A 26,122-nucleotide genomic window follows, 5' to 3' on the forward strand; every position below is an offset into this window, starting at 1 on the left:
AACACGACCCTGAAGATATCAGACCCCTGAAGATATCATGCGCGTTGCTGTCATTGCGGTGGGCCGGCTGAAGCAGGGCCCCGAACGAGAGCTTGCCGACCGCTATTTCGAGCGGTTCGACGAGGCCGGCCGCAAGCTCGGATTCCGCGAACTCCTGGTCCACGAAATCCCCGAGAGCCGCGCGCGCGACACCGCGACGCGGATGACCGAAGAGGCCGCCGCGATCTCCGCGCATATTCCGGACAAATCGATCCTGGTGGCGCTGGATGAGCGCGGGCAAAATCTCGACTCCACCGTATTCGCACGGCATCTCGGACGCTGGCGGGACGAGGGGGCCGGACATACTATCTTCATGATCGGAGGGGCGGACGGACTTTCGCCCGAATTGCGCCGTAAGGCCAAGCTCGCGATCGCGTTCGGCTCTGCGACCTGGCCGCACCAAATGGTCCGCGTCATGCTTCTGGAACAGCTTTATCGGGCCGCCACCATTCTGGCCGGCCACCCCTATCACCGCGCGTGATCCGCGCCACAACGGGCACTTTTGCCGACACGATGCGAGCGCCGCTCCTCAACCTGCTGCTGATCGGAAGCGTTGCCGGCGCAAGCCTCGCGCAAGCTTACATAAGCCTCGCGCAAGCCCAGACCGCAGCGCCGGCGCCGCAGACCGCCGCCGTCTCGCCCGACGCCATCAAGCAGCGCGAGCAGGAGCTCGAAGCCGCGCGCGCCCGGCAGAAGAGCGCGGAAGAGGCGCAGGCCAAGCTCAAGGCCGAGATCACCTCACTCGGCCAGGACCGCACCCAGCTCAATCAGCAGCTGATCGACACCGCCGCCAATGTGCGCAGCGTGGAGACCAAGATCGACGAGACCGAAGCCCGGCTGCGCGCGCTCAACGGACGCGAGCAGGCGATGCGCTCCTCGCTCGATTCGCGCCGTGCCGACATCGTCGAGGTGCTGGCGGCACTGCAGCGGGCCGGACGGCGCACGCCGCCGGCGCTGCTGGTGCGGCCCGAAGATGCGCTTCAATCACTGCGCACGGCGATGCTGCTCGGCGCCGTGGTGCCGGAGTTGCGCGGCCGCGCCGAAAAGATCGCAAGCGAGCTCGGCGAGCTCGTGGCCTTGCGCAAGAATATCGCCACCGAGCGCGACCAGCTCGCCTCCGACCGCGACAAGGTCAGGAGCGACCAGACCCGGCTCACCGCCCTCGTCGACGAGCGGCAGCGCCAGCAGGCGGCGCGCGAAAAGGACCTCGACGCGGAGAATTCGCGCGCCATCGCGCTTTCGAGACAGGTCGGCGATCTCCAGGGCCTGATCACCAAGATGGAGCAGGATCTGCAAAGCGCCGCAAAGGCCGCCGAGAAGGCAGCCGAGGCCGCAAGGCAGGCCGAGGCCAAGGCGGCGGCCAGCGCCAGCGCGAGCGCCAAGTCCGGGCCGGGCGTGTTCAAGGACCGGTCCCGCACCACCCCCGCGATCGTCTTTGCTTCCGCCAAGGGTCTCCTGCCTCTTCCGGTTAACGGTAACAAGATCAGGGATTTTGGCGGTTCCGACGGGGTCGGCGGGGTCCAGAAGGGCATTTCGCTCGCCACCAAGCCCGGCTCCCAGGTCACAACGCCGTGTGACGGCTGGGTGGTCTATTCAGGCCCGTTCCGCAGCTATGGACAACTCTTGATCCTCAACGCCGGGGGCGGGTATCATGTCCTGATCGCCGGGATGGAGCGCATTTCGGTCAACATCGGACAGTTTGTGCTCACGGGGGAGCCGGTTGCGACGATGGGATCGACCTCTCAGGTCGCCTCCATTCTCGCGACGAACGCGAGTCAACCTGTGCTGTATGTCGAGTTCCGTAAGGACGGCACTCCAATCGATCCAGGCCCATGGTGGGCCGCAAATGAAGGCGAGAAGGTTCGCGGATGATGCGCAAGACTTCAGTAATCCTCCTCAGCGCGGCCACCGGTGCGGCGCTGATGCTGTTCGTGACCCAGCCGCGCGCGGTGTTCATGGGCTCCAGCGCGCGAGCCGCGACCGCAGACACCTATCGCCAGCTCAATCTGTTCGGTGACGTCTTCGAGCGCGTGCGCTCCGACTATGTCGAGAAGCCCGACGACACCAAGCTGATCGAATCCGCCATCAGCGGCATGCTCACCGGCCTCGATCCGCATTCGAGCTACATGGACGCCAAGAGCTTCCGCGACATGCAGGTGCAGACCCGCGGTGAGTTCGGCGGCCTCGGCATCGAGGTCACGATGGAAGACGGCCTGATCAAGGTGGTCTCGCCGATCGACGACACCCCGGCTTCGCGCGCCGGCGTCATGGCCAACGACATCATCACCAATCTCGACGACGAGGCGGTGCAGGGCCTGACCCTGAACCAGGCGGTCGAGAAGATGCGCGGCCCCGTCAACACCAAGATCAAGCTCAAGATCATCCGCAAGGGCCAGGACAATCCGATCGACGTCACCCTGGTGCGCGACAACATCCGCGTCCGCTCGGTGCGCGCGCGCGTCGAGGCCGACGACATCGCCTATATCCGCATCACCACCTTCAACGAGCAGACCACCGAAGGCCTGAAGCGCGAGGTCGCCAACCTCTCCAATCAGATCGGCGACAAGCTGAAGGGCTACATCATCGACCTCCGCAACAATCCGGGCGGCCTGCTCGAGGAAGCGGTCACCGTGTCCGACTCGTTCCTGGAGAAGGGCGAGATCGTGTCGACCCGCGGCCGCAATGCCGAGGAGACCCAGCGTCGCACCGCGCATTCGGGCGATCTGACCAAAGGCAAGCCTGTCATCGTGCTGGTCAATGGCGGCTCGGCCTCGGCATCGGAGATCGTCGCCGGCGCGCTGCAGGACCACAAGCGCGCGACCATCGTCGGCACGCGTTCGTTCGGCAAGGGCTCGGTGCAGACCATCATTCCGCTCGGAAGCGGCAACGGCGCGCTGCGCCTGACCACGGCGCGCTACTACACGCCGTCGGGCAAGTCGATCCAGGCCAAGGGCATCGTGCCCGACATCGAAGTGCTGCAGGACGTGCCGGACGAGCTGAAGTCGCGCACCGACACCAAGGGTGAGGCTTCGCTGCGCGGCCATCTGAAGAACGATGGCGACGAGAAGACCGGCTCGCAGTCCTACGTCCCGCCGGACGCCAAGGACGACAAGGCGCTCAAGCTCGCCGACGACCTGCTCCACGGCATCAAGAACAGCGCCTCCGCCGCGCCCACCCCGGGCGGCGACAACAAGGCTACGACCGACAAGCCCAAAGCGGCGAACTAAAGTCGGCGCATCAAGGCGGCGCATCGCGCGATCTGACGAAAGGGCGGCTCCTCGAGCCGCCCTTTTTGCTTGGAACTCCTGGTTGCTGGAAACTCCTGGCATCCCCGGCCTATCCCGGCCTGCCGCCGCTTGACCCCGGCGTGGTATCGTCATTGGCAGTGATTCGGGATCGCGCATGACTGAAACGGCCGATGATCTGAGCGCCCCGCTCGGACAGGACAAGCCGCGTCGAAAACGCCGGCTGCGGTTGCCGTTCACGGCCATGCAGGCGCTCGCCGTGCTGCTCGGCCTGTTCCTCCTCACCTTTGCCGGCTTCGCCATCTTCAACAAGGATCCGCTCGGCGGCGAGCCGATGACGCGGATCGCCATCCGCGAGAACGGCGCCGACAAGGCTGCCGCCGAGAAGCCCGCCGCCGGCCACGGCCAGGACGGCAAGCAGGACAGCAAGCAGGATAGCAAGCACGACAGCCAGGAGACGCCGAAGCAGGCCGCACCGGGCGAGCAGAAGACCGTCACCATGATCGACGGCTCCACCGGCGCCCGCCACGACGTGGTGATCGGCGAGGACGCAGGCGACAAGGCCGGGGCCGCGTCGGCCCCGCCGCCCGTCATGGCCGGGATCAATCCAAAACTGCTGGAGAAGTCACGCTACGGCATGATCCCGGTGGTCGCCGACGGGCTGAAGCCGTTCAATGTCTATGCGGCGGACGCCGATCGCGCCAAGGCCGCCAAGATGCCGGTGGTTGCCATCGTGATCGGCGGGCTCGGCGTCGGCGCCGCCAAGACCACCGATGCGATCATGAGGCTGCCGGCGGCGGTGACGCTGGCCTTCACGCCCTACGGCACCGATCCCGGCAAGCTCGCCGAACGGGCCCGCGCGCAGCGCCACGAGATCTTCCTCCAGATCCCGATGGAGCCCTACGACTTCCCGGACAATGATCCGGGACCGCAGACGCTGCTGACCTCGCTCAGCGCCGACCAGAACATGGACCGCCTGTTCTGGCATTTCAGCCGGATGCAGGGCTATGCCGGCATCACCAATTTCATGGGCGCCCGCTTCATCGCGACGGAGCCGGCGATGCAGCCGATCATCCGCGAGGCGGCCAAGCGCGGCCTCGGCTTCTTCGACGACGGCTCTTCGCCGCGCAGCATCGCAGCCCAGGCCGCGGCGAACCAGGCCATGCCGTTCGGCAAGGGCGACATCGCGATCGACGTGGTGCCGACCCCGACCGAGATCGACCGCGCCCTGAACAAGCTGGAATCGGCGGCACGCGAGCGCGGCGCGGCTGTCGGCACCGCCTCCGCCCTTCCCGTCTCGATCGAGCGCATCGGCGCCTGGACCAAGACGTTGGGCGACCGGGGTATCCTTTTGGTGCCATTGACAACCGCGATGCTGAAATCAAAATCCAGCTAAATCAACGGATTGGTACGGCACGGGTCCCGCGGGACCAGTCAAGCCTTACCGACAGCATGCGAGAGGTCTGGCGGAATGGCGCGTTACGAGGATCTGCCCTACCGGACCTGCGTCGGTGTGATGCTGATCAACGCAGAGGGACGGGTATTCATCGGCCGCCGCGCGGGCGGCATCGAGCATGTCGACGACACCCATGTCTGGCAGATGCCGCAAGGTGGCGTCGATCCCGGCGAAGACACCTGGGACGCCGCCAAGCGCGAGCTCTATGAGGAGACCAGCGTGCGCTCGGTCGAGCGGCTCGGCGAGGTCCCGGACTGGCTCACTTACGACATTCCGCGCACGGTCGCCGGGCGCGCCTGGAAGGGCCGCTATCGCGGTCAGCGCCAGAAATGGTACGCGGTGCGCTTCACCGGCAAGGACAGCGAGATCAATGTCGCCAGTCCCGGCGGCGGCGGCCACAAGGCCGAATTCGTGAGCTGGCGCTGGGAGCCGATGAAGAATCTGACCGGGCTGATCATTCCCTTCAAGCGCCCCGTCTATGAGCGCGTGGTGCAGGAATTTTCCGCGCTGGCGGATGGCTAGCTGCCACACCCTCGCTGTCATCCCCGCGTACGCGGGGATCCATACTCCAGGGAGGAGTGAGGCGGCCGATGGCAGCCACGGCCTTTCAACCGATTGCCGCCTGTGGTTATGAGATCATAGCTCGTGCTCCGCGCGCCCCGGAATGACGAAGAGAGATTCGCGTGACGACTGACAAGCCCTATCGCCCCAACGTGGGAATCGCCCTCTTCAACACCGAAGGCCGCGTGCTGATCGGTCACCGCTTCAAGGGCGACGGACCCGAGATCATCCTGCCCGGGCTCGACTGGCAGATGCCGCAGGGCGGCGTCGACGACGGCGAGAATTTACGCGATGCCGCGATGCGCGAGCTCTGGGAGGAGACCAGCGTCACGAGCGCAGCCTATCTCGGCGAGACCGACTGGCTCACTTACGAATTCCCGCCCTATGACGGCCCGCAGACGCATCGCCTCGCAAAATTTCGCGGCCAGCGGCAAAAATGGTTCGCCCTGCGCTTCACCGGCAAGGATGACGAGATCGACCCGCTGACGCCGCGCAACGGCCAGCCGGCGGAGTTCGATGCCTGGCGTTGGGAGCGCCTGGATCGTGTTGCCGACGTCGTGGTGCCGTTTCGACGTGAGGTTTATCAGGCCGTCGCAAAGCAGTTCGCCGGGTTCGCAAACTAAAAACCGCGAAAACAACCCCATGCACAGTAGGCCGGTAGCGTCAGCGCGAGGTGCTGTGGTTGTAGCGAAGTAATTGATAGGTCGTCTGAAATTGGGCAACAACCCGCAGTTATCGCAACAAGGTAAGCCGATAAGCAAATCGCGCCTATCGAGGCCCTACTGCTTCAGCCTCGGGCCGTCAGGATCGAACACGAAATCCCAGCGCCCCTCGCGCTGGTGGACGGAAGCACCAATGGTTTGCTGACGTTCCTCCACGGCAAGGTCGAATCGCAGCTTGAACTCGGTGTTTGAAATCCACCCCTCCATGATTCCGAATCGCGTCCTGGGCCCGTTCTCCCCAAAACTGTCCACTGTGTGATCAAATTCACGCTTGGCGATGTTTCCCTCAAACGAGAATATCGAGACGTCCTGTCCTGCAACCTCCGTGCTGCTGAAGAGAGAAGCAACTGTTCGGCCGTCCGGTGAAAATCGGGCCTCGCCCGGCCCGGAGACTATCTCTTTGGCCAGCCGGACTGAGACGACGTGAAAAGAGTTGGGCTCACTCTTTTCTTCGACGAGCGCTAGTCCCGCGGCCGGATTGAATGCACGGAGCCGATAAGTCGGGCATCTGACCTCGTCATCGTCATTTGGTTGGCAGTCATTTTTGGCGTCCGCAAAGACGAGCCGTGCTCCGCTCGGCGATCTGAAGATCAAGCGGCGTCCTTCGCGCCTGATCGCTTTGCCGCTTTGTTGAAGGCACAGCTTTTCATTCCGGCATTCCAGACGACTCATTGTCGAGGGCACCGACAGCTCGGCGGCTGATGCGCGCGCGCACAGCCAAGGGAGATGCAAGGCCGTCGGCGCCAGGAACGCCAGCACGCCGATAGTCCACCGCGACATTGCCCCCCCTTTCATGCGAGACAAATGGAAGCGGCAGTTAAGATGTTCTTGTCAGTCGGCGCAACCCTTGCTTTAATTCTTGAGAGGGGTATCGCAGGGGGAGGGCTTTGAGGTTCGCCGATATTATTCGGGCGGCGTGCGCTGCCACAGCGTTTTTGTTTTTCTCGGCTGAAGGTGCTTTAGCAAACAGTGCAGCAGATTTTTGTGCGACGGCGCCGTTTTGGCCACCAGATGATCAGAAGGAGGCTGATCCCGACATCCAGAATATTTTCTCGCAATTGCGGAAGTATTATCCGCGCTTCAAACGCATAAAGACGATCAAGGGAGCGGGCATCGCCCCGCAAGCCGATGTTTGCCCGGATGGCACGTCCATCATGCTGTTCCCCCAGAAATTTCTGGACGCCGTACGGCAAGCGCCGAAGGGAGGGGATGCATACTGGAAGTGGGTATTCATCTTCGCGCACGAATATTCTCACGTCGCCTTGAACCACAATCTCGTTGATACAGTATGCCGGCAAGGCAAGAAGGCCATGCCGGAGCCTTGTATCAAGCTCTTCTCGAGCGAGTTCAGCCGTGGCCTCGAGCTGGAGGCAGATTTCTGGGCTGCATTCACGATGGGACGGATGGGGGCGACGCTCGATGAGACGACCGCCGCGCTGAAGTCCATGGCAACTGAAGATGAGGATGATAGCCATCCCTCTTATGCTGTTCGCATCAAGAATGTCAGTGACGGTTGGGGGCAGGGAAGCCCATCAGAATCGGAAGGACGACCAACCTCGGATATCCTGAACTCATTTACGATGCGCCCGAATTACGACATTCCGGGCCGCGAATTCTATTCGTTTCCGACACCATCCATTCTCGCCTGTGCCGCCAAGTGCACGGGAGCACATCCGGAGACTTGCGCGGCATTCAGCTACGATAAGTGGGCCCAATTTTGTTACCTGAAGAGAGCGGAGATTGATCTCGCGAAGGAAAAGGGCCGGCCCTTCTCCAGTCAGGATCTCGTCTTGAAGTTCGACGTGTCTTCGGACACCGGTATTCCAAAGTCTTTCGGAAAGCCGAGGGTGGTTGTCAAGGACATGCCTGGCACGATCCCGGTGACGGAAGATCAAAGGAAGAATTGTAACTTGTTCGACTCGCTTGCCCGTACCCGCTTCTATGGCGCTGCGAGCCCAATGTCGCCGCCAATACCGTCGAGCACCGCCTGCCTCTCGCGGTGCCGCGGAGACCCGAAGTGCAATGCTGTCCAGTTTGCCGACGGAAAGTGCACGTTCTACTCGACAATCGGCAGCACGTTTCCGGTTGCTGGCAAACGTACCGTCATTTCCTTTCGAAGGTATGCTTACGATCCGGAGTGCTCGCGCCAGAAATAGGATTGGAGATTATTATGCGTGGGTTTCGCAGGCTGTTGATTTCTGCTGCATGGTTGATGATTGGAAGTGCGCCTTCTGCGGTTTGGGCGGCCGATGACGTAAGAGAGATTTTTTCGGTTCAGGAGCTTCGCGACCTGTGGCTACCGTCCGAAATTTCGGGGCTTGGCATTGCGCCGGCTCCGCCTGCTTTTGTGCTGGAGCCAGCGGGCGAAGCTTTCTCCGGCGTCTATGGAGCGGACGTGTCGCATCACAATACCGATTGCGCCGGCCCCAACTGCAAGCGCTGCGAGATCGACTGGAGCAAGATGAACGATCACGGCGTGAAGTTCGTCTACATGAAGGCGACCACGGGTGTCGGAGCGGTCAAGCCAGACGTCAGCTTTCCCATTTACTGGAAAGCTCTGGCGAATTTTCATGCCAAGGGGCAGATCTATCGCGGATCCTACCATTGGCTGACGTCCGACCCAGGTCATGATGGCCTCAAGCAGGCCAAGCATTTCCTGTCGGTGGTCAATCCAAAGGACGCACAACTCGCACCAGTCGTCGATTTTGAAGAGGATCCAGTCAGCAGGGACCGCGACTACTACGAAGCCCACCCGCAGACCTGTCGCGTCAAGAAGTCATCAGCGGGCGACGTCTATTACGTTTGCGACGGCTGGGTTGATGTATCTAAGAGCGAACGTTTGCAGAGGTTGAAGGATTGGCTGGAGACGGTCGCGAAAGCAACGTCGATGGTGCCGGTCATCTACACCCGGACGGGCTACTGGAGGGACATGCTGGGGGCAGACGGTGAAAGCCTGATCAAGCAGTACTCGGCGTGGCTGGCACAATATCCCGTCGAGCCAAGGAAGTGGCATGACGCTCATCCGGCAAACGGCTGGCGGATGCCGAATCTGCCGAAGGACGCCGCTTACCCGCCCGGCAAGACCGGCGACAAATATCCCAGCAGGCACTTCTGGCAGTTTACCGAGCGGGGCAGGTTCAAGACCCCGGTCATCACGTGCAACGGCACACCCGCCGACAAGCGATCCATGGACATGAATTGGTATCCGTCCAGCGAGGCCGACTTCAAGCAGGCGTTCGGCTTGGCCCAGCCGGCATCGACAAAGAAATAACGCGCACCGACGACGTGGCTCTGCAAACGTTCACGGAGCGGCGGCTCGACCGTGCCTGGGTCCAAGTCGCGGTCGTTCGCGATACCTCCGTCAGAGACAGCCCGAGCAGGTTGGATTGCCAGGCTAATTGATCGGCCCGACTGTGAACGGGCCGAGCGCGATGACGTGGCAATCGCTGTCGCGCTTGGCGCAGTCGGCGAGTGCGGAGGTGACGGCGGCCTGCTCTTCGGCGGCCTTGAGGCCGAGGCCCGGCCGGCCCGCGGTGCCGACCGCGACCGCATTCCAGCCCATGGCGTCACCGAGCTTGCGCACGACCTCGCCGCGCGCATCCGCCACGATCGAGGCGTTGGAGGCGGCGTTGAAGAAGCCGGTGATCCTGAACAGGGTCGGGATCGGCACGACGAAATTGTCGTCGATCGCGACCACGAGGCAGGCAACGCCGGCGATGGCGCCGCACGACTCCAGCGAGCGCCGCGCGGCATCTTCGGCGGACGCGGCGCCGAGCACCATGAAATATTGTCCGCCGGGGCCGAGCGCGACCGAGCGGGATTTCGCCGCGGGCACGAACATGTTCTCGAGCCGGACCTTTTGCGGTTCGCGCACCATCGGAAAGTCCTTCGATGCGAATGTCCGCTCGGTCATGGCGTCGTGCCGGAAATACGGAGACGGCGGCATCGGCGGCTTGCCGTGCGCGTAGACGACGTTGTTGCCGACCGCATAGAGCTCGCAGCGCCGCGGCGATTGCGCGGCATCGGCGCGCTTCTGGCACTGCTCGATCGCGGTGTTGCGCGCGGCCTCCTCGTTCGGCTGGTTCAGGGCCGAACCGGTGAAGCCGCCAACATTGAGCGCGAAAGCCTTGTAGTCGCCGGCCGCGGAATAGTCGCCGGCAAGGTAGTTGCGGACGCGCTCGTTGATGAAGGGAACGCTGTCGGCCGCAAACTTGCCGGCCATCGGCGCGGCCGATGGTGACGGCGCCGGCATCGGCGCCATCGCAGCGCCGGCATTCGGCGCGGTCATCGGCATCATCGGCGTCTTCACCATTTGAGTCGGCGCCGCGCTTGGAGTCGCGCTTGGTGCTGCGGCCGGCGTCGCTGCGACATTCGCCGTCTGCTTGAGCTTGGTGTTGTAGAGGAAGCCGGTGACGCCGATGCCGGTGACCGAGACCACGGCGACCACCAGCGGCCACATCCACACCGGTGCTGCGGCCACCTTGGAAGCCGCCTTCTTCAGCTGCGGCTTGCTATAGCTGCCGTCCTCGCGCCGCATCGCCACCATGTAGGCATGCACCGGCGTCGGGATGTTCTTGACCTCCTGCGCGCCGATATCGGCGAACTGCACCGAGAGCTTGTTGGCGACCTGCTCATGCACCGCGCGCGAGACGCAGATGCCGCCCACCTCGGCGAGACCCTCCAGCCGCGCCGCAATGTTGACGCCGTCGCCCAGCAGATCGCCGTCGCGCTCGACCACGTCGCCGATGGTGATGCCGATGCGGAACGACATCTGCCGGCTCGGCGGATAGGCCATGTTACGGGTCCGCAAGGATTCCTGGATGTCGATCGCGCAACGCACCGCGTCGACCGCGCTCGGGAATTCCGCGAGCACGGCATCGCCCGCCGTATTGAAGATGCGCCCGCCGGCCCTGGCGATGAAATCGTCGACGACCTCGCGATAGGAGGCCAGACGCCGCAGCGTCTCCTCCTCGTCTTCGGCAACCAGTCTCGAGTAACCGGCAATATCGGCTGCGAAAATCGCTGCGATCTTGCGTTTCATCTGCGACCCGCCCCCGGGAACAAATTCGCAGGGCAGAATGCCGCGATCGGTAACACGGTGCAACAAAGTTTCAGCGCCCGCCACGGGTGTGACGAGCGCTGCACTTGGTCAGGGAATGTCTTGCAGGGTTCTCGCTCGAGCCCCGGAGCGGTGCCCCGGGGCTTAGTGCATAGCCGTCGAGTTGAGCTGCTGCTGGATGCTCTTGAAGTGGTCGAGCCGCTCGATCGCCTGATCGAGCTCGCTGCCTTCGTGCTCCTTCAGCCCCTCTTCCATCTCCGAGATGGTCGCCGCGAACTGGGCGCGGTCGAGCTCGGCCAGCGACGTCGCGACATCGGCGAGCACGGTCAGGCCCTTTTCGGAGACTTCGGCGAGACCGCCGAGCACGATGACCTTCTCATGGCGGCCAGCCGTGGTGATGGTGAGGATGCCCGGACGGATCGCGGCCACGACCGGCGCATGCCCTGCCAGCACGCCGAAATCACCCTCGACGCCGGGGATGTCGACCTGATCGACCTCGCCCGAGAACGCGAGCTTTTCCGGAGAGACGAGATCGAAGTGGAAGGTAGCCATGGTGTACCTGCGAATGGTGAGTAGCGAATGGCGAGTGGCGAAGAGAGCAGCGCGTCTATTCGCTACTCCCCATTCGCCATTCGCGCCTTAGGCCGCTTCCGCCGCCAGCTTCTTGCCCTTCTCGACGGCTTCTTCGATCGTGCCGACCATGTAGAAGGCAGCTTCGGGCAGGTGGTCGTACTTGCCTTCCACCAGGCCCTTGAAGCCCTTGATGGTGTCGGCGAGCTCGACGAACTTGCCCGGCGAACCCGTGAAGATTTCGGCGACGTGGAACGGCTGCGACATGAAGCGCTCGACCTTGCGGGCGCGTGCCACCGTCAGCTTGTCCTCTTCCGAAAGCTCGTCCATGCCGAGAATGGCGATAATGTCCTGGAGCGCCTTGTAGCGCTGCAGCACCTGCTGGACCTGACGGGCGACCGCATAGTGCTCCTCGCCGACGACCAGCGGGGAGAGCATGCGCGAGGTCGAGTCGAGCGGATCCACCGCGGGGTAGATGCCCTTTTCGGCGATCGAGCGCGACAGCGTGGTGGTCGCGTCAAGATGCGCGAACGAAGTCGCGGGCGCCGGGTCGGTCAAGTCGTCGGCCGGAACGTAGATGGCCTGCACCGAGGTGATCGAACCCTTCTGGGTGGTGGTGATGCGCTCCTGCAGCGCGCCCATGTCGGTGGCGAGCGTCGGCTGATAACCCACCGCCGAAGGAATACGGCCGAGCAGCGCCGACACTTCCGAGCCGGCCTGGGTGAAGCGGAAGATGTTGTCGACGAAGAACAGCACGTCCTGGCCCTTGTCGCGGAAGTCTTCCGCGATGGTCAGACCCGTGAGCGCGACGCGGGCGCGGGCGCCGGGCGGCTCGTTCATCTGGCCGAACACCAGCGCGCACTTCGACTTCACGCTCGGATCCGGATTCTTCAGATCGGCGTTGACCTTGGATTCGATGAACTCGTGATAGAGGTCGTTGCCCTCGCGGGTGCGCTCGCCGACGCCGGCGAACACGGAGTAACCGCCGTGCGCCTTCGCGACGTTGTTGATCAGCTCCTGAATCAGCACGGTCTTGCCGACGCCGGCGCCGCCGAACAGGCCGATCTTGCCGCCCTTCGCATAGGGAGCCAGAAGATCGACGACCTTGATGCCGGTGACCAGAATTTCAGCTTCGGTCGACTGGTCGGTGTAGCTCGGCGCGTCCTGATGGATGGGGCGCAGGCCTTCGGCGTTGACCGGGCCGGCTTCGTCGATCGGCTCGCCGATGACGTTGATGATGCGGCCGAGCGTGCCTTCGCCGACGGGAACGCGGATCGGCTGGCCGGTGTCGGTCACTTCCTGGCCGCGCACCAGACCTTCGGTCACGTCCATCGCGATCGTGCGCACGGTGGACTCACCGAGATGCTGCGCAACTTCCAGCACGAGGCGGATGTTACCGTTCTTGGTTTCCAGCGAATTGAGAATGGCCGGGAGGTGGCCCTCGAACTGAACGTCGACGACGGCGCCCATGACCTGGGTGACGCGACCGACCGGGTTAGCTGCTGTAGCCATGAAGCTCTCCTTCGAAATTCTTTACTTGAACGACCGTCGTTGAGTTCGTGCGTCAGACCGCCTCGGCGCCGGAGATGATCTCGATCAGCTCCTTGGTGATCTGGGCTTGACGGGTTCGGTTGTAGATCTGGGTTTGCTTGCGGATCATTTCGCCGGCGTTGCGGGTGGCGTTGTCCATCGAGCTCATCTGCGCGCCGTAGAACGAAGCAGTGTTCTCCAGCAGCGCGCGGAAGATCTGCACCGCGATGTTGCGCGGCAGCAGGCCCGAAAGGAGTTCGTCCTCCTCCGGCTCATATTCGTAGGACGTCGACGGCGCGTTCGCCGCCTTCTCTTCCACGACCAGCGGAATGATCTGCTGCGCGGTCGGGATCTGGGCGATCACCGACTTGAACTGCGCGTAGAACAGCGTGCAGACGTCGAACTCGCCGTTCTCGAAACGGGCCAGCACCTTCCTGGCGATGTCCTCGGCGTTGACGAAACCGAGCTGACGAACGCTGCGCAGGTCGAGATGTTCGACGATCTGCTTGTCGAACTGGCGGCGGAGCTGCTCATAGCCCTTGCGGCCGACGCAGAAGAATTTGACTTCCTTGCCCTGCGCCATCAGCGCCTGGGCACGATCGCGCGCGAGACGCACGATCGAGGAGTTGAAGGCACCCGACAGACCGCGCTCGCCGGTGCAGACCAGCAGCAGGTGGACTTGGTCCTTGCCGGTGCCGGCCAGCAGCGCCGGCGCGCCGGGCGAACCGGCGGCAGCGCTGGCGATGTTGGAGATCACCGCGCTCATCTTGTCGGCATAAGGGCGCGCAGCTTCGGCCGCCTGCTGGGCGCGGCGCAACCTGGACGCCGCGACCATCTGCATGGCCTTGGTGATCTTTTGCGTCGCCTTGGTGGAGGCGATGCGCACGCGCATGTCTTTAAGTGACGCCATTCTTCGTTCACCCCGGCGGTTCGACTGATACGTCGGACCGCTAGCCTGTCCCGATCGCAATGCCCGGCCGGGCGCCGGGCACGCTTCTTATTGTCTTGCCTCTCGCGAAGCGATCATGGCCGGGTGACCCGGCCATGCTGCGATTAAGCGAAGCTCTTCGCAAAACCTTCGACCACCGACTTCAGCTTGGCAGCCACGTCGTCGGAGAGGTCGCGGGTGTCGCGGATCGAATTGAGGATGTCGACGTTCTTGCCGCGCAGCAGCGACAGCAGGCCGTCCTCGAACGCGCGCACCTTGTTGACCGGGAGCGGATCGAGATAGCCGTTGGTGCCGGCCCAGATCACGCAGACCTGCTCTTCCATCTTCAGCGGCGCGAACTGCGGCTGCTTCAGGAGCTCGGTCAGGCGCGAGCCGCGGTTCAGCAGGCGCTGGGTCGAGGCGTCGAGGTCGGAGCCGAACTGCGCGAACGCCGCCATTTCGCGGTACTGCGCCAGCTCGCCCTTGATCTTGCCGGCGACCTTCTTGGTGGCCTTGGTCTGCGCCGAGGAGCCGACGCGCGACACCGACAGACCGACGTTCACCGCGGGACGGATGCCCTGGAAGAACAGGTCGGTTTCCAGGAAGATCTGACCGTCGGTGATCGAGATGACGTTGGTCGGAATGTAGGCCGACACGTCGTTGGCCTGGGTTTCGATGACCGGCAGTGCGGTCAGCGAGCCCGAGCCGTGATCCTTGCTGAGCTTGGCCGCGCGCTCGAGCAGACGGGAATGCAGGTAGAACACGTCGCCCGGATAGGCTTCGCGGCCCGGCGGGCGGCGCAGCAGCAGCGACATCTGGCGGTAGGCGACGGCCTGCTTGGACAGATCGTCATAGATGATGACCGCGTGCATGCCGTTGTCGCGGAAGAACTCGCCCATGGTGCAGGCGGTGAACGGCGCGATGTACTGCATCGGCGCCGGATCCGACGCGGTGGCGGCGACGACGATCGAATATTCGAGCGCGCCCTGCTCTTCCAGCACCTTCACGAACTGGGCAACCGTCGAGCGCTTCTGGCCGACCGCGACGTAGACGCAGTACAGCTTGATGTTCTCGTCGGGCTGCGCGTTGAGCGGCTTCTGGTTCAGGATGGTGTCGAGCGCGATCGCGGTCTTGCCGGTCTGACGGTCGCCGATGATCAGCTCGCGCTGGCCGCGGCCGATCGGGATCAGGGCGTCGATCGCCTTGAGGCCGGTCGCCATCGGCTCGCTCACCGACTTGCGCGGAATGATGCCGGGCGCCTTGACGTCGACGCGCATGCGCTTGTCGGCCTGGATCGGGCCCTTGCCGTCGATCGGATTGCCGAGCGCGTCGACGACGCGGCCGAGCAGGCCCTTGCCGACCGGCGCGTCCACGATGGCGCGGGTGCGCTTGACGGTCTGGCCTTCCTTGATCTCTCGGTCGCCGCCGAAGATCACGACGCCGACGTTGTCGGTTTCGAGGTTCAGCGCCATGCCGCGGGTGCCGTTCTCGAACTCGACCATCTCGCCGGCCTGGACGTTGTCCAGACCGTAGACGCGAGCGATACCGTCGCCGACGGACAGCACCTGTCCGACTTCGGAGACTTCAGCTTCCTGGCCGAAATTCTTGATCTGGTCCTTGAGGATCGCGGAAATTTCCGCGGCGCGGATGTCCATCAGCCTGCCTCTTTCATCGCGTGCTTGATCGAATTGAGTTTGGTGCGAAGCGAACTATCGATCATGCGGCTGCCGAGCTTGACGACGAGGCCACCGATGATCGAGGGATCGACATTCACGTTGAGCGCGACGTCCTTGCCGGTCACCGACTTCAGGGCAACCTTGAGGGCGTCGAGATTCTTGCCCGAAAGCGTTTCCGCCACGGTGACGTCGGCCGTCACCTCGCCCTTGAACCTGGCGACCAGGGCCCGGTAGGCGCGAATGACGTCGACCACCGCAAACAGGCGGCGATTGGCGGTCAGGACCTTCAGGAAATTGGCGGTGATGCCGGCGATGCCGGCCTTGGCCAGCACGGCCGAAAGGGCCTTGGACTGGGCATCGGCTGCGAAAACCGGGCTACGGACGAGGCGCTTCAGATCGGCGCTCTCATTCAGCATGGCCTCGAATTTCTCGAGATCGGCTTTGACCTCGTCGACCACTTTCTGGTCGCGGGCCAGTTCAAACAAGGCCGTTGCATAACGGCCGGACACACCTGAAACGGACGTATCTTCTGCAGCCACAGACGCGCTCTTTTTGCTGTCAAACTCGCAAGGGAAAAACCGTCGCCACAAAGCGGCGCCAAGCGATCCAAGCCCTTGGAATTCAAGCGGGACTTCGATTTCCGGCCGACACGGGACGTGCCGGATCCGTTAAAATCGCGGCTTTGCTAACATAGCAGGCGCGCAGGTGCAACATGACGCCAAATTAAAGGCACGAGGTTCTGTCGCCAGTTCGTCGCACGCGGGATGCATCGATCGCACCGGGTCCGAGGACCGTATCAGGGACTTGAGCAAGGACATGGTGACGAGGTGCCGCGTCACGGAATTGTCGCGGCGGCTCTGCCGTGTCTCGCCTTGTTGGTTCCTGCTCTCAGCGCATAGCGGCCATGAACACGGATCGCTGAGGCGTGATTCTGGCCTCGCCAGCTCCACTCGCCGAATACTTACCCAACTCTAAATGCTCAAGATGATGACTTCGTTTTTACAGTATTTAGCAGTATTACACAGGTTAACAAATCGTTAAAAGCGAAGATTACGGAACACCGGCTGAATATCTGATCGCGGTAACAAGATATTTCATGACGACACAGAATGGATTTACTGCCCAATTCACGCCTCATTAGGAATCGAAACGCCAACCCGCTCACAAACTGATGGGGGCTCCACTAGCCACATGTGTGGCAATACTAGCTTAGGGACCACTAAATGCTGTCTTTGAAGACGCTGGGCTTTGTGACCCGGCCGCGCACGGCGATCGCTTTCATTGCCGCAACTCTTCTCATCGGTGGAACTGCCACCGAAGCTTCCGCCAAATCCCGGCATCACCGGCATCATCATCACCGCCACCACGCTCAGACCGATATCAACGCGACCTCCGATTGGCGCAACGCCAATGCGTCGATGACGCCGACCTCGGGCACGGGCCACAGCTTCTCCGGCATGGCCTCCTTTTACGGCAACGAGTCCGGCAGCCGCACGGCCTCGGGCCAGCGCTTCAACCAGAATGCTATGACCGCGGCGCACCGTTCGCTGCCGTTCGGCACCAAGCTGCGCGTCACCCACGGCGGCTCGAGCGTCGTCGTCACCATCAATGACCGTGGCCCGTTCATTCGCGGCCGGGTTCTCGACCTCTCCACGGGCGCTGCCCGCGCCATCGGCCTCACGGGTCGCGGCGTCGGCCGCGTCACCGCGGAAGTCGTCTCCTAAGGCGCGATAAAGCGTCTCATCGAGCGCGCGCAGTTTTCATCAGTTTGATGCGCGCATGAAACAAGCCCGCGGTCTTGGGGGACCGCGGGCTTTTTTATTGGCATCGTAGCCCGGGCGGAGCGCAGCTGCCGTAGGGTGGGCAAAGCATTCTCCGGCGCTCGCAGAGCGGCGGCGGATGCGTGCCCACCAATTTCAGTGGTGGGCACGCTTACGCCTTCGTTCTTCGAACGAAGACGCGCGCTTTTGCCCACCCTACGAATGCGCCTGGCTCCTACAAAAAGCTCTGCGGATCGACGTCGACTTCGAGCTTCTGATTGCCGGTCGGCTTTGGACACACCGCCAGCCAATTGCGCAAATAGTCCGAGAGGTCGAAACCGCGCGCCGATTTCACCAGGATGCGGAAGCGGTAGCGGCCCTTGATGACCGCGAGCGGCGCTTCCGCTGGCCCCAGCACCACGACGCGCTCGTCGCGGGGCGCGAGCGCGACGAGTCTCCGCCCGAGACCTTCGGCGCTCGGGCGGTCGCCGGCGGAGATGATCAGGCTGGCGAGCCGGCCGAACGGCGGATACAGCGTGCGTTCGCGCAGATCGATCTCGCTGTCGTAGAAGGCCTCGCGGTCGCAGGCGATCAGCGCCTTCATCACGGGATGATCGGGCTGGTGGGTCTGGAGATAGCCGACGCCGCGGCCCTGCTCGCGGCCAGCGCGGCCGATCACCTGGTTGAGCAATTGCCAGGTGCGTTCCGCCGCGCGCGGATCGCCGTTGGACAGGCCCAGATCCGCATCGACCACGCCGACCAGATTGAGCCGCGGGAAATTGTGACCCTTGGCGACGAGCTGCGTGCCGATGATGATGTCGACGCGCCCCTCCGCGATCTCGGCAAGCTCGGAGCGCATCGTCTCGATCGAGGTGATGAGATCGCTCGACAGCACCATGGTGCGGGCTTGCGGAAACAGCGCGGCCGCCTCCTCCTGCAGGCGCTCGACGCCGGGGCCGACCGCGACCAGCGATTCCTCGGCCGAGCAGTTCGGACAGAGATGCGGCCGCGGCATCGAGAAGCCGCAATGATGGCAGACCAGGCGCTGGCGGAAGCGGTGATCGACCAGCCAGGCATCGCAGATGGTGCAGGCGAAGCGGTGGCCGCAGCCGCGGCACAGCGTCAGCGGCGCATAGCCGCGGCGATTGAGGAACAGCAGCGCCTGCTCGCGCTTTTCGATCGCGCCTCTGATTTCACCGGCCAGCCGCGGCGAGATGAAGCGGCCGCGCGCCGGCGGCTCGCGGCGCATGTCGATGGCCTCGATATGCGGCATGTGCTGGCCGCCGAAGCGCGAGGGCAGCGCGATGCGCTGATAGCGGTTCTTGCGCGCGTTGACCTCGGATTCGACCGACGGTGTCGCAGACGCCAGCACGACCGGAATCTTGGCGATATGCGCGCGCACCACCGCCATGTCGCGGGCATGATAATGCACGCCCTCGTCCTGCTTGTAGGCCTGATCGTGCTCCTCATCGACGACGATCAGGCCGAGATTGGCGTAGGGCAAAAACAGCGCCGAGCGCGCGCCGACCACGACCGGCGCGCTGCCTCCGGAGATCGCAGCCCAGTTGCGCGCGCGGGTGCGCGGCGTCAGCTCGGAATGCCATTCGATCGGCCGCACGCCGAAACGTTGCGCGAAACGATCGAGGAACTGGCCGGTGAGCGCGATCTCCGGCATCAGGATCAGCGATTGCCTGCCGCGGCGGATGGCTTCCGCGATCGCCTCGAAATAGACCTCGGTCTTGCCGGAGCCGGTGACGCCGTCGAGCAATGCGACGTGGAAGGTGCCGTTGGCCGCGAGCGCGCGCATCGTGTCGACCGCCGCGCGCTGCAGCGGGGTAAGATCCGGCCGGCCGAAATCGGGATCGGGCACCGGCGGCGGCGGAGGCGGCGGCATCGGCTCGACCGTGAGCGTGCCTTCGTCGACCAGCCCGTCGATCACGCCCGAGGAGACGCCGGCCTCCTTGGCCGCTTCCGACTTGCCGTGCAGCAGCCGGTCCGACAGCACCTCGATCACGCGCTGTCGGGCCGGCGTCAGCCGTCGCGGCGGATCGCCGACCAGCCGCACGCCGGGACGCACCCGCTCGGGGCCGAGATTCTCGCCCATCCGCAAGCACATGCGCAGCACCATGCCGCGCGGGCTCAGCGTGTAATTGGCGACCCAGTCGACCACCTGCCGCAGCTCGGGCTTGAGCGGCGGGATGTCGAGCTTCTCGCTGACCTCCTTGAGACGGTTGTGCAGGCGCGGATCCGGATTGGCGTTCTCCCCCCAGACCACGGCCAGCACCTCGCGCGGCCCGAGCGGCACGGCGACGAGATCGCCCGCCTTCAGCTCCATGCCACGCGGCACCTTGTAGGAATAGGTCTGGTCGAGCGCGACCGGCACCAGCACGTCGACCATGCCGGTCGCGTTGGTCGGGGCGGTGGTGCTGCGCGAGGTGTGATCCATGAACGAAGAATCGGAACCGGGGCCTCAAGGCTAGCGCCCTGCGGCGGCCTTAGCGAACGATAAACGGATGTGATGCGATATACTGGGTGGAATCACCACGTCCAGTGCGCATGAGCAAAGCCGTCGCCCCACAAATCGAGCTGGCCAGCGCCGATCCCTCGATCGCGCAGGAGATGACGCGCTGGCTGTCGCATCTCGGCGCCGAGCGGCGGTTGTCGCCGAAGACGCTGGAAGCCTATGGCCGCGACTTGCGGCAGTGCCTGGATTTCCTTTGCAGCCATTGGGGCGAACGCGTGACGCTGAAGCGCTTCGCGGCGCTGGAGGCCACCGACGTCCGCGCCTTCATGGCGATGCGCCGCGCCGACGACATTGCCGGCCGCAGCCTGATGCGCGCGCTCGCCGGGCTGCGCTCCTTCGGCCGCTTCCTCGAGCGCGAAGGCAAGGGCAAGGTCGGCGCACTCTCGGCGATCCGTGCGCCGAAGGTGGCCAAGACCTTGCCGAAGCCGTTGCCGATGGCATCGGCCAAACGCCTTGCCGATGCCGACGAGCGGGCCGGCGAGGATCGCGAGACCTGGATCCTGGCGCGCGACGCCGCGGTGATGGCGCTCTTGTACGGCTCGGGCCTACGCATCTCCGAGGCGCTCGGCCTGAAGCGCCGCGAGGTGCCGCGTCCCGGCGAGGGCGACGTGCTGATCGTGACCGGCAAAGGCAACAAGACCCGCATGGTGCCGGTGCTGCAGAACGTGCTCGAGCTCGTTCAGGAATACGTCGCGATGTGCCCGTATCCGTTGCCGGCGGAAGGCCCGATCTTCGTCGGCGCGCGCGGCGGTCCGCTCAGTCCGCGCATCATCCAGCTCGCGATGGAGCGGCTGCGCGGCGCGCTCGGCCTGCCCGACAGCGCCACGCCGCACGCGCTGCGGCATTCCTTCGCCACGCATTTGCTGTCACGCGGCGGGGACCTGCGCGCCATCCAAGAATTGCTCGGCCATTCCTCGCTCTCGACCACGCAGATCTACACCGGCATCGATTCCGAGCGCCTGCTGGAAGTCTATGCCAGCGCGCATCCAAGACGCTGACGAATTGGCGCTGACACACTGACGTCATAACTGCCTTGCCTCTTGCGCAGGCCGCGCGGTTCGGTCAATCGTTGCGGAACCGAGGCAGGAGAGACTGATGAGCGCACATGAAAGCATGGAGCACGCCGAGCACGCCGAACACGCGTCCGGCTCGAACAAGAAGATCGCGCTCCTGATCGCCGTGCTGGCGCTCTTCCTGGCGATCTCGGAGACGCTCGGCAAGGGCGCCCAGACCGAATCGATCAGCAAGAACGTCGAGGCCGCCAATCTCTGGGCGTTCTTCCAGGCCAAGAGCATCCGCCGCACCGTGGTGATCACCGCCGCCGAGCAGGGCAAGCTCGCGCTCGCCGGCGCGGACGAGGCGCAGAAGCCCGCGGTGCAGAAGCAGGTCGACGACTGGACCAAGACCGCGCAGCGCTACCGCTCCGAGCCGGAGACCGGCGAAGGCACCGAGCAGCTCGCCGAGAAGGCCAAGCATGCCGAGCACGAGCGCGACGAGGCGACCGCGAAATACCATCACTTCGAGCTGGCGTCGGCCGCCTTCCAGATCGGCATCGTGCTGGCCTCGGCCACCATCATCACCGGCATGTTCGCGCTGGCCTATGTCGCCGGCATCCTGACGCTCGCCGGCCTGCTCATGACCAGCCTCGGCCTGTGGTGGCCGCATCTGGTGCATTTGCATTGATTGGTGCAACAGCGTTGCACCAGCTCCGTCATCTTGAGGTGCGAGGAGCGCAGTACATCAGCGCTGCGCCCGGAGCCTAGAAGGAAGAACGGCCGAGATGCAGACGGGCCGTCGCCCTTCGAGGGCCGCTGAAGAAGCGGCCACCTCAGGGTGACGGTGAGAGACTGAATGTGCGGGCAGCTACCGCGCCTGGTGCACGCTCTTCCTGAAACGCTGGATCACACGCAGCGTACGTGACGACCAGCCCTCGCCGTTGCCGGCGATCAGCTCGCGGATACGGCGCTTGATCGGGTCGACCAGCAGGTGCGCCTTGGCGCGGACCTTCATCACCAGATCGTAGATCCGCTCGAACCAGTGCATCTCCAAAAGCTTGTCGCGCGTCACGTCGAACACGAAGGCGGTGACGCCGACGCCCAGCAGCTTCGCGAAAACGATCGTGAAGACCGCGCTGGTCCAGTATTCATGCGTGAGCAGCCACAGGCCGACCAGCTTGAGCGGAAACAGCGGGACGATGGGGACCGCGAACACGATCAGCGTCATGGCCGGCGACAGCGCATCGACGCGCTCCGTCAGCCATTGCTTGAAACGTGCGAGCGGGACGGCTGCGACAACCCGCGCAACGATCGGCTCGAGATGGTCCCACAGCCAGGCTTCGATCAGGAAGATGATCGCAAGCAGGACCCAGACCGGTTGAAGAAGGCGGCGCAGCATGTGTTCCCCGCCCGATTTGGCGCTGGGCGCGTTGCTACATATGGATGGCTCGCTTGCCGACTGCAAGCGCGGCTTCCTTGATCGCCTCCGAGCGGGTCGGATGCGCGTGGCAGGTGCGCGCGAGATCTTCCGCACTGCCGCCGAATTCCATGAGAACGCAGGCCTCATGGATCATTTCGCCGGCCTCGCGGCCGATAATGTGTACGCCAAGCACGCGATCGGTCTTCGCATCTGCGAGAATCTTCACAAAGCCGTCAGTGGTCTGGTTGACCTTGGAGCGGCCATTGGCGGTAAAGGGAAACTTCCCGACCGTGTAAGCTGTGCCCGCCTGCTTCAGCTCCTCCTCGGTCTTGCCGACGCAGGACACTTCCGGCGTGGTATACACGACGCCTGGGATCACATCGTAATTCACGTGCCCGGCCTGGCCGGCGATGATCTCGGCCACCGCCACGCCTTCATCCTCGGCCTTGTGCGCAAGCATCGGCCCAGCGACGACGTCGCCGATGGCATAGACGCCCTTCAGGCTGGTGGCGAAATGCGGATCGATCTGGACGCGGCCGCGATTGTCCAGCGCGACGCCGGCCTCCTTCAGGCCAAGCGCGTCGGTGTAGGGCACGCGGCCGATGCAGACCAGAACGACGTCGGCTTCCAGCGTCTCGGCGGCACCGCCGGCGGCGGGCTCGATCGTCGCCTTCAGCGTCTTGCCTGAATTGTCGACGGCGGTGACCTTGGCGCCAAGCTTGAACGCAAAGCCTTGCTTTTCCAGGATGCGCTGGAATTGCTTGGCGATCTCGCCGTCCATGCCGGGCAGGATGCGATCCAGGAATTCGACGACGACGACTTCGGCACCGAGACGATGCCAGACCGAGCCGAGCTCGAGGCCGATCACGCCGGCGCCGACGATCAAGAGCTTGCCGGGCACCTTGTCGAGCGACAGCGCGCCGGTCGAGGAAACGATGCGCTTCTCGTCGATCTCGATGCCCTTGAGACGCGCGATGTCCGAGCCGGTCGCGATCACGATGTTCTTCGTTTCGATCGTCTGCGACTTGCCGTCGGCGGAGACCGCGACCTTGCCGGTCCCCAGGATCTTGCCGGTGCCCTTGAGCACGTCGATCTTGTTCTTCTTCATCAGGAACTCGACGCCCTTGACGTTGCCGTCGATGCCCTGCTGCTTGAAGTTCATCATCGCGGGAAGATCGAGCTTCGGCGCGGAGACCGACACGCCCATCTTGGCGAAGGAGTGCCCGGCTTCCTCGAACATCTCGGACGCGTGCAACAGCGCCTTCGACGGCATGCAGCCGACATTGAGGCAGGTGCCGCCGAGGGTTGTGTTCTTTTCGACCACGGCGACTTTCATGCCGAGCTGGGCTGCGCGCACCGCGCAGACATAACCGCCCGGTCCGGTGCCGATGACGACGAGATCGTAGGTAGCCATGAGAGAAAGTCCCGTAGGTTTAGCGTGATGGGGATGTGTCAGCGTCCGCGCGGCGCGTCAGCGTCCGCCGGACACATCGAGAGTTGCTGCGGTGATGTAGGAAGCCTCGTCCGACATCAGCCAGACGATGGCATTGGCGATTTCATCGGCGGTGCCGACGCGCTTCATCGGCACCATATGGGCCAGACGATGGGCGCGGTCGGGCTCGCCGCCGGCGGCGTGAATTTCCGTATCGATCAGGCCCGGCCGGATGCCCGCGACACGAATGCCTTCGCCCGCGACCTCATAGCCGAGGCCGGTGGTGAAGGAATCGATCGCGCCCTTGGACGCGGCATAGTCGACATAGGTGTTGGGCGCGCCGAGACGCGCCGCGACCGAAGACAGGTTGACGATGACGCCACCCTTGCCGCCGTGCTTAGTGGACATCCGCTTCACGGCCTCGCGCGCGCAGAGAATGGAGCCGGTGACGTTGACCGCGAGCACGCGCTGGATGCGCTCGGCCGACATCTCGTCGACCCGCACGCCGCTGGTGCCGACGATACCGCCATTGTTGACGAGCGCGGCCAACGTGCCGAACTTGTCGGCTGCCTTGAACAGCTCGAGGATGTCGCTTTCCTCGGCGACATCGCATTTCACCGCGATGGCCTTGCCGTTGCTGGCCTCGATCAGCGCGACCACCTCGTCGGCGGCCTTCTTGTTGCTGGCATAGCCGACCACGACGCGGAAGCCGCGCGCGGCCGCCGCGATCGCGGTCGCCCGCCCGATGCCGCGGCTGCCGCCGGTGATGACAACGACTTTATCGGTCATGCGCGCCTCCATGGTTCGACATGCGCCGCCGCCAATGGCGACGGCGCTCGCAGAGCATCAGGGATCAGAGATCGAGCACCAGGCGCGCCGGATCTTCCAGGCTCTCCTTGACGCGAACCAGGAAGGTGACGGCTTCCTTGCCGTCGATGACGCGGTGATCGTACGACAGCGCCAGATACATCATCGGGCGGACCTCGATCTTGCCGCCGACGACCATCGGCCGCTCCTGGATCTTGTGCATGCCGAGGATGCCGGACTGCGGCGCGTTCAGGATCGGGGTCGACATCAGCGAGCCGTAGATGCCGCCATTGGTGATGGTGAAGGTGCCGCCCTGCATCTCGTCGATCTTGAGCTGGCCGTCGCGGGCGCGGCGGCCGAAATCGGCGATGCCCTTCTCGATGTCGGCGATCGACTTGTGGTCGCAGTCGCGCACCACGGGCACGACGAGACCCTTGTCGGTGCCGACGGCGACGCCGATGTGGTAGTAGTTCTTGTAGATCAAATCGGTGCCGTCGATTTCGGCGTTGACCGCCGGGATATCCTTCAGCGCCTGCACGACGGCCTTGGTGAAGAAGCCCATGAAGCCGAGCTTGGAGCCGTGCTTCTTCTCGAACGCATCCTTGTAGTGGGCACGCAGCGCCATCACGTTGGTCATGTCGACCTCGTTGAAGGTCGTCAGCATCGCCGCGGTGTTCTGCACGTCCTTGAGGCGGCGCGCGATGGTCTGGCGCAGGCGGGTCATCTTGACGCGCTCTTCGCGGGCAGCATCGTCTGCCGGTGACGGCGCACGCACCTGCACGGCGGCGGCGGGCTGGTTCACCGGGGTGGGCGCCGAGGCCGCACGCTCGATCGCGGCGAGCATGTCGCCCTTGGTGACGCGGCCGTCCTTGCCGGAGCCCGGAACGGTAGAGGCATCGACGCCGGTCTCGGCCGAGAGCTTGCGCACGGAGGGGGCGAGCGGCGCGTCGGCCGGCGGCGCCTTCGGCGCGCTAGGCGCCGGCGCGGAAGCAGCGGCGGCGGCAGGAGCGGCAGCGGCGGGCTTGGCGGGTGCGGCGGCGGGCTTGGCGGCGCCTGCGGCGCCTTCCGTGATCTGTCCGAGCAGCGCGCCGACCGCGACGGTCGCGCCATCGGCGGCGATGATCTCGCTCAGCGTGCCGGCGGAGGGCGCCGGGACCTCGATGGTGACCTTGTCGGTCTCGAGCTCCACCAAGGGCTCGTCGACGGCGACAGGGTCGCCGGCCTTCTTGAACCAGCGGCCGATGGTGGCCTCGGTGACGGATTCGCCGAGCGTCGGCACACGAATTTCAGTCATGGTCTTTTCCTTAAGGGATCGCCGGTGCGGTCATAAGTCGGTCGTCAATGGCCCGCGAAAAGCAAGCCATCCGGCAAGCCGGACGTTCGTACACTGCACGGACA

The 26,122-nt window shown here is 64.3% G+C and carries 23 protein-coding genes; 11 read left to right on the forward strand and 12 right to left on the reverse strand.

The annotated features are described in order from the left end of the window. Nucleotides 1–37: 37 nt before the first annotated feature. The 6 genes from rlmH (at nt 38) to GGD65_RS20420 (ending at nt 5,924) form a co-directional block, all read left to right on the forward strand. Nucleotides 38–520, forward strand: a complete 483-nt coding sequence (gene rlmH / locus GGD65_RS20395; RefSeq protein WP_018318848.1) for a 23S rRNA (pseudouridine(1915)-N(3))-methyltransferase RlmH — start codon at nt 38–40, stop codon at nt 518–520. A 32-nt stretch (nt 521–552) separates the two neighbouring features. Further along, nucleotides 553–1,911, forward strand: a complete 1,359-nt coding sequence (locus GGD65_RS20400) for a murein hydrolase activator EnvC (RefSeq protein ID WP_026202085.1) — start codon at nt 553–555, stop codon at nt 1,909–1,911. Then, entirely contained in the window at nt 1,908–3,266 is a 1,359-nt protein-coding gene (locus tag GGD65_RS20405; protein ID WP_018318850.1) for a S41 family peptidase, read from the forward strand. Before GGD65_RS20400 ends, GGD65_RS20405 begins: the two co-directional genes overlap by 4 nt. Before the next feature lie 175 nt (nt 3,267–3,441). Further along, nucleotides 3,442–4,680, forward strand: coding sequence for a divergent polysaccharide deacetylase family protein (locus GGD65_RS20410; protein WP_183236434.1), 1,239 nt, complete (start codon nt 3,442–3,444; stop codon nt 4,678–4,680). A gap of 75 nt (nt 4,681–4,755) precedes the next feature. Further along, nucleotides 4,756–5,262: an RNA pyrophosphohydrolase gene (locus GGD65_RS20415; protein WP_183236435.1), complete on the forward strand. Its 507-nt coding sequence runs from the start codon at nt 4,756–4,758 to the stop codon at nt 5,260–5,262. A 161-nt stretch (nt 5,263–5,423) separates the two neighbouring features. Continuing rightward, nucleotides 5,424–5,924 carry an RNA pyrophosphohydrolase gene (locus GGD65_RS20420; RefSeq protein WP_183236436.1) on the forward strand — a complete coding sequence of 167 codons (501 nt, stop codon included), beginning with the start codon at nt 5,424–5,426 and terminating at the stop codon, nt 5,922–5,924. A 156-nt stretch (nt 5,925–6,080) separates the two neighbouring features. Here the strand turns inward: GGD65_RS20420 and GGD65_RS20425 are convergent, their stop codons facing one another. Continuing rightward, nucleotides 6,081–6,782: a hypothetical protein gene (locus GGD65_RS20425; RefSeq protein ID WP_183236437.1), complete on the reverse strand. Its 702-nt coding sequence runs from the start codon at nt 6,780–6,782 to the stop codon at nt 6,081–6,083. 128 nt (nt 6,783–6,910) lie between these two features. Between GGD65_RS20425 and GGD65_RS20430 the strand changes: the two genes are divergently transcribed. After that, nucleotides 6,911–8,179, forward strand: coding sequence for a PAN domain-containing protein (locus GGD65_RS20430; RefSeq protein WP_183236438.1), 1,269 nt, complete (start codon nt 6,911–6,913; stop codon nt 8,177–8,179). Nucleotides 8,180–8,193: 14 nt separating this feature from the next. Beyond that, nucleotides 8,194–9,294, forward strand: coding sequence for a glycoside hydrolase family 25 protein (locus GGD65_RS20435; RefSeq protein WP_183236439.1), 1,101 nt, complete (start codon nt 8,194–8,196; stop codon nt 9,292–9,294). Between the two features lie 123 nt (nt 9,295–9,417). Here GGD65_RS20435 and GGD65_RS20440 read toward each other — a convergent pair whose 3' ends face one another. From GGD65_RS20440 to GGD65_RS20465, 6 genes are all read right to left on the reverse strand, one after another. Then, nucleotides 9,418–11,064 (reverse strand): adenylate/guanylate cyclase domain-containing protein, encoded by a 1,647-nt coding sequence (locus GGD65_RS20440; protein ID WP_183236440.1) that lies wholly within the window; start codon nt 11,062–11,064, stop codon nt 9,418–9,420. Between the two features lie 162 nt (nt 11,065–11,226). Further along, nucleotides 11,227–11,634, reverse strand: coding sequence for a F0F1 ATP synthase subunit epsilon (locus GGD65_RS20445; RefSeq protein ID WP_018318855.1), 408 nt, complete (start codon nt 11,632–11,634; stop codon nt 11,227–11,229). A gap of 87 nt (nt 11,635–11,721) precedes the next feature. Further along, complete coding sequence (gene atpD, locus GGD65_RS20450) at nt 11,722–13,164, reverse strand: F0F1 ATP synthase subunit beta (RefSeq protein WP_183236441.1); 1,443 nt, start codon at nt 13,162–13,164, stop codon at nt 11,722–11,724. Nucleotides 13,165–13,216: 52 nt separating this feature from the next. Beyond that, on the reverse strand, nt 13,217–14,092 hold the full coding sequence (locus GGD65_RS20455; RefSeq protein WP_018318857.1) for a F0F1 ATP synthase subunit gamma: 876 nt from the start codon (nt 14,090–14,092) through the stop codon (nt 13,217–13,219). Between the two features lie 143 nt (nt 14,093–14,235). Beyond that, complete coding sequence (gene atpA, locus GGD65_RS20460; RefSeq protein WP_018318858.1) at nt 14,236–15,765, reverse strand: F0F1 ATP synthase subunit alpha; 1,530 nt, start codon at nt 15,763–15,765, stop codon at nt 14,236–14,238. Continuing rightward, complete coding sequence (locus GGD65_RS20465; protein WP_183236442.1) at nt 15,765–16,325, reverse strand: F0F1 ATP synthase subunit delta; 561 nt, start codon at nt 16,323–16,325, stop codon at nt 15,765–15,767. Before GGD65_RS20465 ends, atpA begins: the two co-directional genes overlap by 1 nt. Nucleotides 16,326–17,009: 684 nt before the next feature. Between GGD65_RS20465 and GGD65_RS20470 the strand changes: the two genes are divergently transcribed. Next, nucleotides 17,010–17,510, forward strand: coding sequence for a septal ring lytic transglycosylase RlpA family protein (locus GGD65_RS20470; RefSeq protein ID WP_183236443.1), 501 nt, complete (start codon nt 17,010–17,012; stop codon nt 17,508–17,510). A gap of 271 nt (nt 17,511–17,781) precedes the next feature. Here GGD65_RS20470 and GGD65_RS20475 read toward each other — a convergent pair whose 3' ends face one another. Further along, nucleotides 17,782–19,992 carry a primosomal protein N' gene (locus tag GGD65_RS20475; RefSeq protein WP_183236444.1) on the reverse strand — a complete coding sequence of 737 codons (2,211 nt, stop codon included), beginning with the start codon at nt 19,990–19,992 and terminating at the stop codon, nt 17,782–17,784. A gap of 110 nt (nt 19,993–20,102) precedes the next feature. On the opposite strand from GGD65_RS20475, the gene GGD65_RS20480 reads away from it, so the two are divergent. Both GGD65_RS20480 and GGD65_RS20485 read left to right on the forward strand, forming a co-directional pair. Continuing rightward, the gene (locus tag GGD65_RS20480) at nt 20,103–21,068 is read left to right on the forward strand and encodes a tyrosine recombinase XerC (protein ID WP_097669016.1); all 966 of its coding nucleotides are present in this window, start codon (nt 20,103–20,105) and stop codon (nt 21,066–21,068) included. A 97-nt stretch (nt 21,069–21,165) separates the two neighbouring features. After that, nucleotides 21,166–21,753: a DUF4337 domain-containing protein gene (locus GGD65_RS20485; protein WP_018318863.1), complete on the forward strand. Its 588-nt coding sequence runs from the start codon at nt 21,166–21,168 to the stop codon at nt 21,751–21,753. Nucleotides 21,754–21,933: 180 nt separating this feature from the next. Here the strand turns inward: GGD65_RS20485 and GGD65_RS20490 are convergent, their stop codons facing one another. From GGD65_RS20490 to odhB, 4 genes are all read right to left on the reverse strand, one after another. Then, nucleotides 21,934–22,464 carry a hypothetical protein gene (locus tag GGD65_RS20490; RefSeq protein ID WP_179732294.1) on the reverse strand — a complete coding sequence of 177 codons (531 nt, stop codon included), beginning with the start codon at nt 22,462–22,464 and terminating at the stop codon, nt 21,934–21,936. A gap of 34 nt (nt 22,465–22,498) precedes the next feature. Continuing rightward, nucleotides 22,499–23,899 (reverse strand): dihydrolipoyl dehydrogenase, encoded by a 1,401-nt coding sequence (gene lpdA / locus GGD65_RS20495; protein ID WP_183236445.1) that lies wholly within the window; start codon nt 23,897–23,899, stop codon nt 22,499–22,501. Between the two features lie 57 nt (nt 23,900–23,956). Beyond that, the gene (locus GGD65_RS20500; RefSeq protein ID WP_183236446.1) at nt 23,957–24,706 is read right to left on the reverse strand and encodes an SDR family oxidoreductase; all 750 of its coding nucleotides are present in this window, start codon (nt 24,704–24,706) and stop codon (nt 23,957–23,959) included. A gap of 64 nt (nt 24,707–24,770) precedes the next feature. Continuing rightward, complete coding sequence (gene odhB, locus GGD65_RS20505; RefSeq protein WP_183236447.1) at nt 24,771–26,018, reverse strand: 2-oxoglutarate dehydrogenase complex dihydrolipoyllysine-residue succinyltransferase; 1,248 nt, start codon at nt 26,016–26,018, stop codon at nt 24,771–24,773. Nucleotides 26,019–26,122 lie beyond the last annotated feature (104 nt).

The sequence above is a fragment of the Bradyrhizobium sp. CIR18 genome, from assembly GCF_014198295.1.
GTDB lineage: Bacteria > Pseudomonadota > Alphaproteobacteria > Rhizobiales > Xanthobacteraceae > Bradyrhizobium.

Excerpts from the sequence above, each read along its gene's own strand:
- rlmH (WP_018318848.1), top strand. The coding sequence starts at position 38 with ATGCGCGTTGCTGTCATTGCGGTGGGCCGGCTGAAGCAGGGCCCCGAA.
- GGD65_RS20400 (WP_026202085.1), top strand. The coding sequence starts at position 553 with ATGCGAGCGCCGCTCCTCAACCTGCTGCTGATCGGAAGCGTTGCCGGC.
- GGD65_RS20405 (WP_018318850.1), top strand. The coding sequence starts at position 1,908 with ATGATGCGCAAGACTTCAGTAATCCTCCTCAGCGCGGCCACCGGTGCG.
- GGD65_RS20410 (WP_183236434.1), top strand. The coding sequence starts at position 3,442 with ATGACTGAAACGGCCGATGATCTGAGCGCCCCGCTCGGACAGGACAAG.
- GGD65_RS20415 (WP_183236435.1), top strand. The coding sequence starts at position 4,756 with ATGGCGCGTTACGAGGATCTGCCCTACCGGACCTGCGTCGGTGTGATG.
- GGD65_RS20435 (WP_183236439.1), top strand. The coding sequence starts at position 8,194 with ATGCGTGGGTTTCGCAGGCTGTTGATTTCTGCTGCATGGTTGATGATT.
- GGD65_RS20440 (WP_183236440.1), bottom strand. The coding sequence starts at position 11,064 with ATGAAACGCAAGATCGCAGCGATTTTCGCAGCCGATATTGCCGGTTAC.
- GGD65_RS20445 (WP_018318855.1), bottom strand. The coding sequence starts at position 11,634 with ATGGCTACCTTCCACTTCGATCTCGTCTCTCCGGAAAAGCTCGCGTTC.
- atpD (WP_183236441.1), bottom strand. The coding sequence starts at position 13,164 with ATGGCTACAGCAGCTAACCCGGTCGGTCGCGTCACCCAGGTCATGGGC.
- GGD65_RS20455 (WP_018318857.1), bottom strand. The coding sequence starts at position 14,092 with ATGGCGTCACTTAAAGACATGCGCGTGCGCATCGCCTCCACCAAGGCG.
- atpA (WP_018318858.1), bottom strand. The coding sequence starts at position 15,765 with ATGGACATCCGCGCCGCGGAAATTTCCGCGATCCTCAAGGACCAGATC.
- GGD65_RS20470 (WP_183236443.1), top strand. The coding sequence starts at position 17,010 with ATGCTGTCTTTGAAGACGCTGGGCTTTGTGACCCGGCCGCGCACGGCG.
- GGD65_RS20475 (WP_183236444.1), bottom strand. The coding sequence starts at position 19,992 with ATGGATCACACCTCGCGCAGCACCACCGCCCCGACCAACGCGACCGGC.
- GGD65_RS20480 (WP_097669016.1), top strand. The coding sequence starts at position 20,103 with ATGAGCAAAGCCGTCGCCCCACAAATCGAGCTGGCCAGCGCCGATCCC.
- GGD65_RS20485 (WP_018318863.1), top strand. The coding sequence starts at position 21,166 with ATGAGCGCACATGAAAGCATGGAGCACGCCGAGCACGCCGAACACGCG.
- GGD65_RS20490 (WP_179732294.1), bottom strand. The coding sequence starts at position 22,464 with ATGCTGCGCCGCCTTCTTCAACCGGTCTGGGTCCTGCTTGCGATCATC.
- lpdA (WP_183236445.1), bottom strand. The coding sequence starts at position 23,899 with ATGGCTACCTACGATCTCGTCGTCATCGGCACCGGACCGGGCGGTTAT.
- GGD65_RS20500 (WP_183236446.1), bottom strand. The coding sequence starts at position 24,706 with ATGACCGATAAAGTCGTTGTCATCACCGGCGGCAGCCGCGGCATCGGG.
- odhB (WP_183236447.1), bottom strand. The coding sequence starts at position 26,018 with ATGACTGAAATTCGTGTGCCGACGCTCGGCGAATCCGTCACCGAGGCC.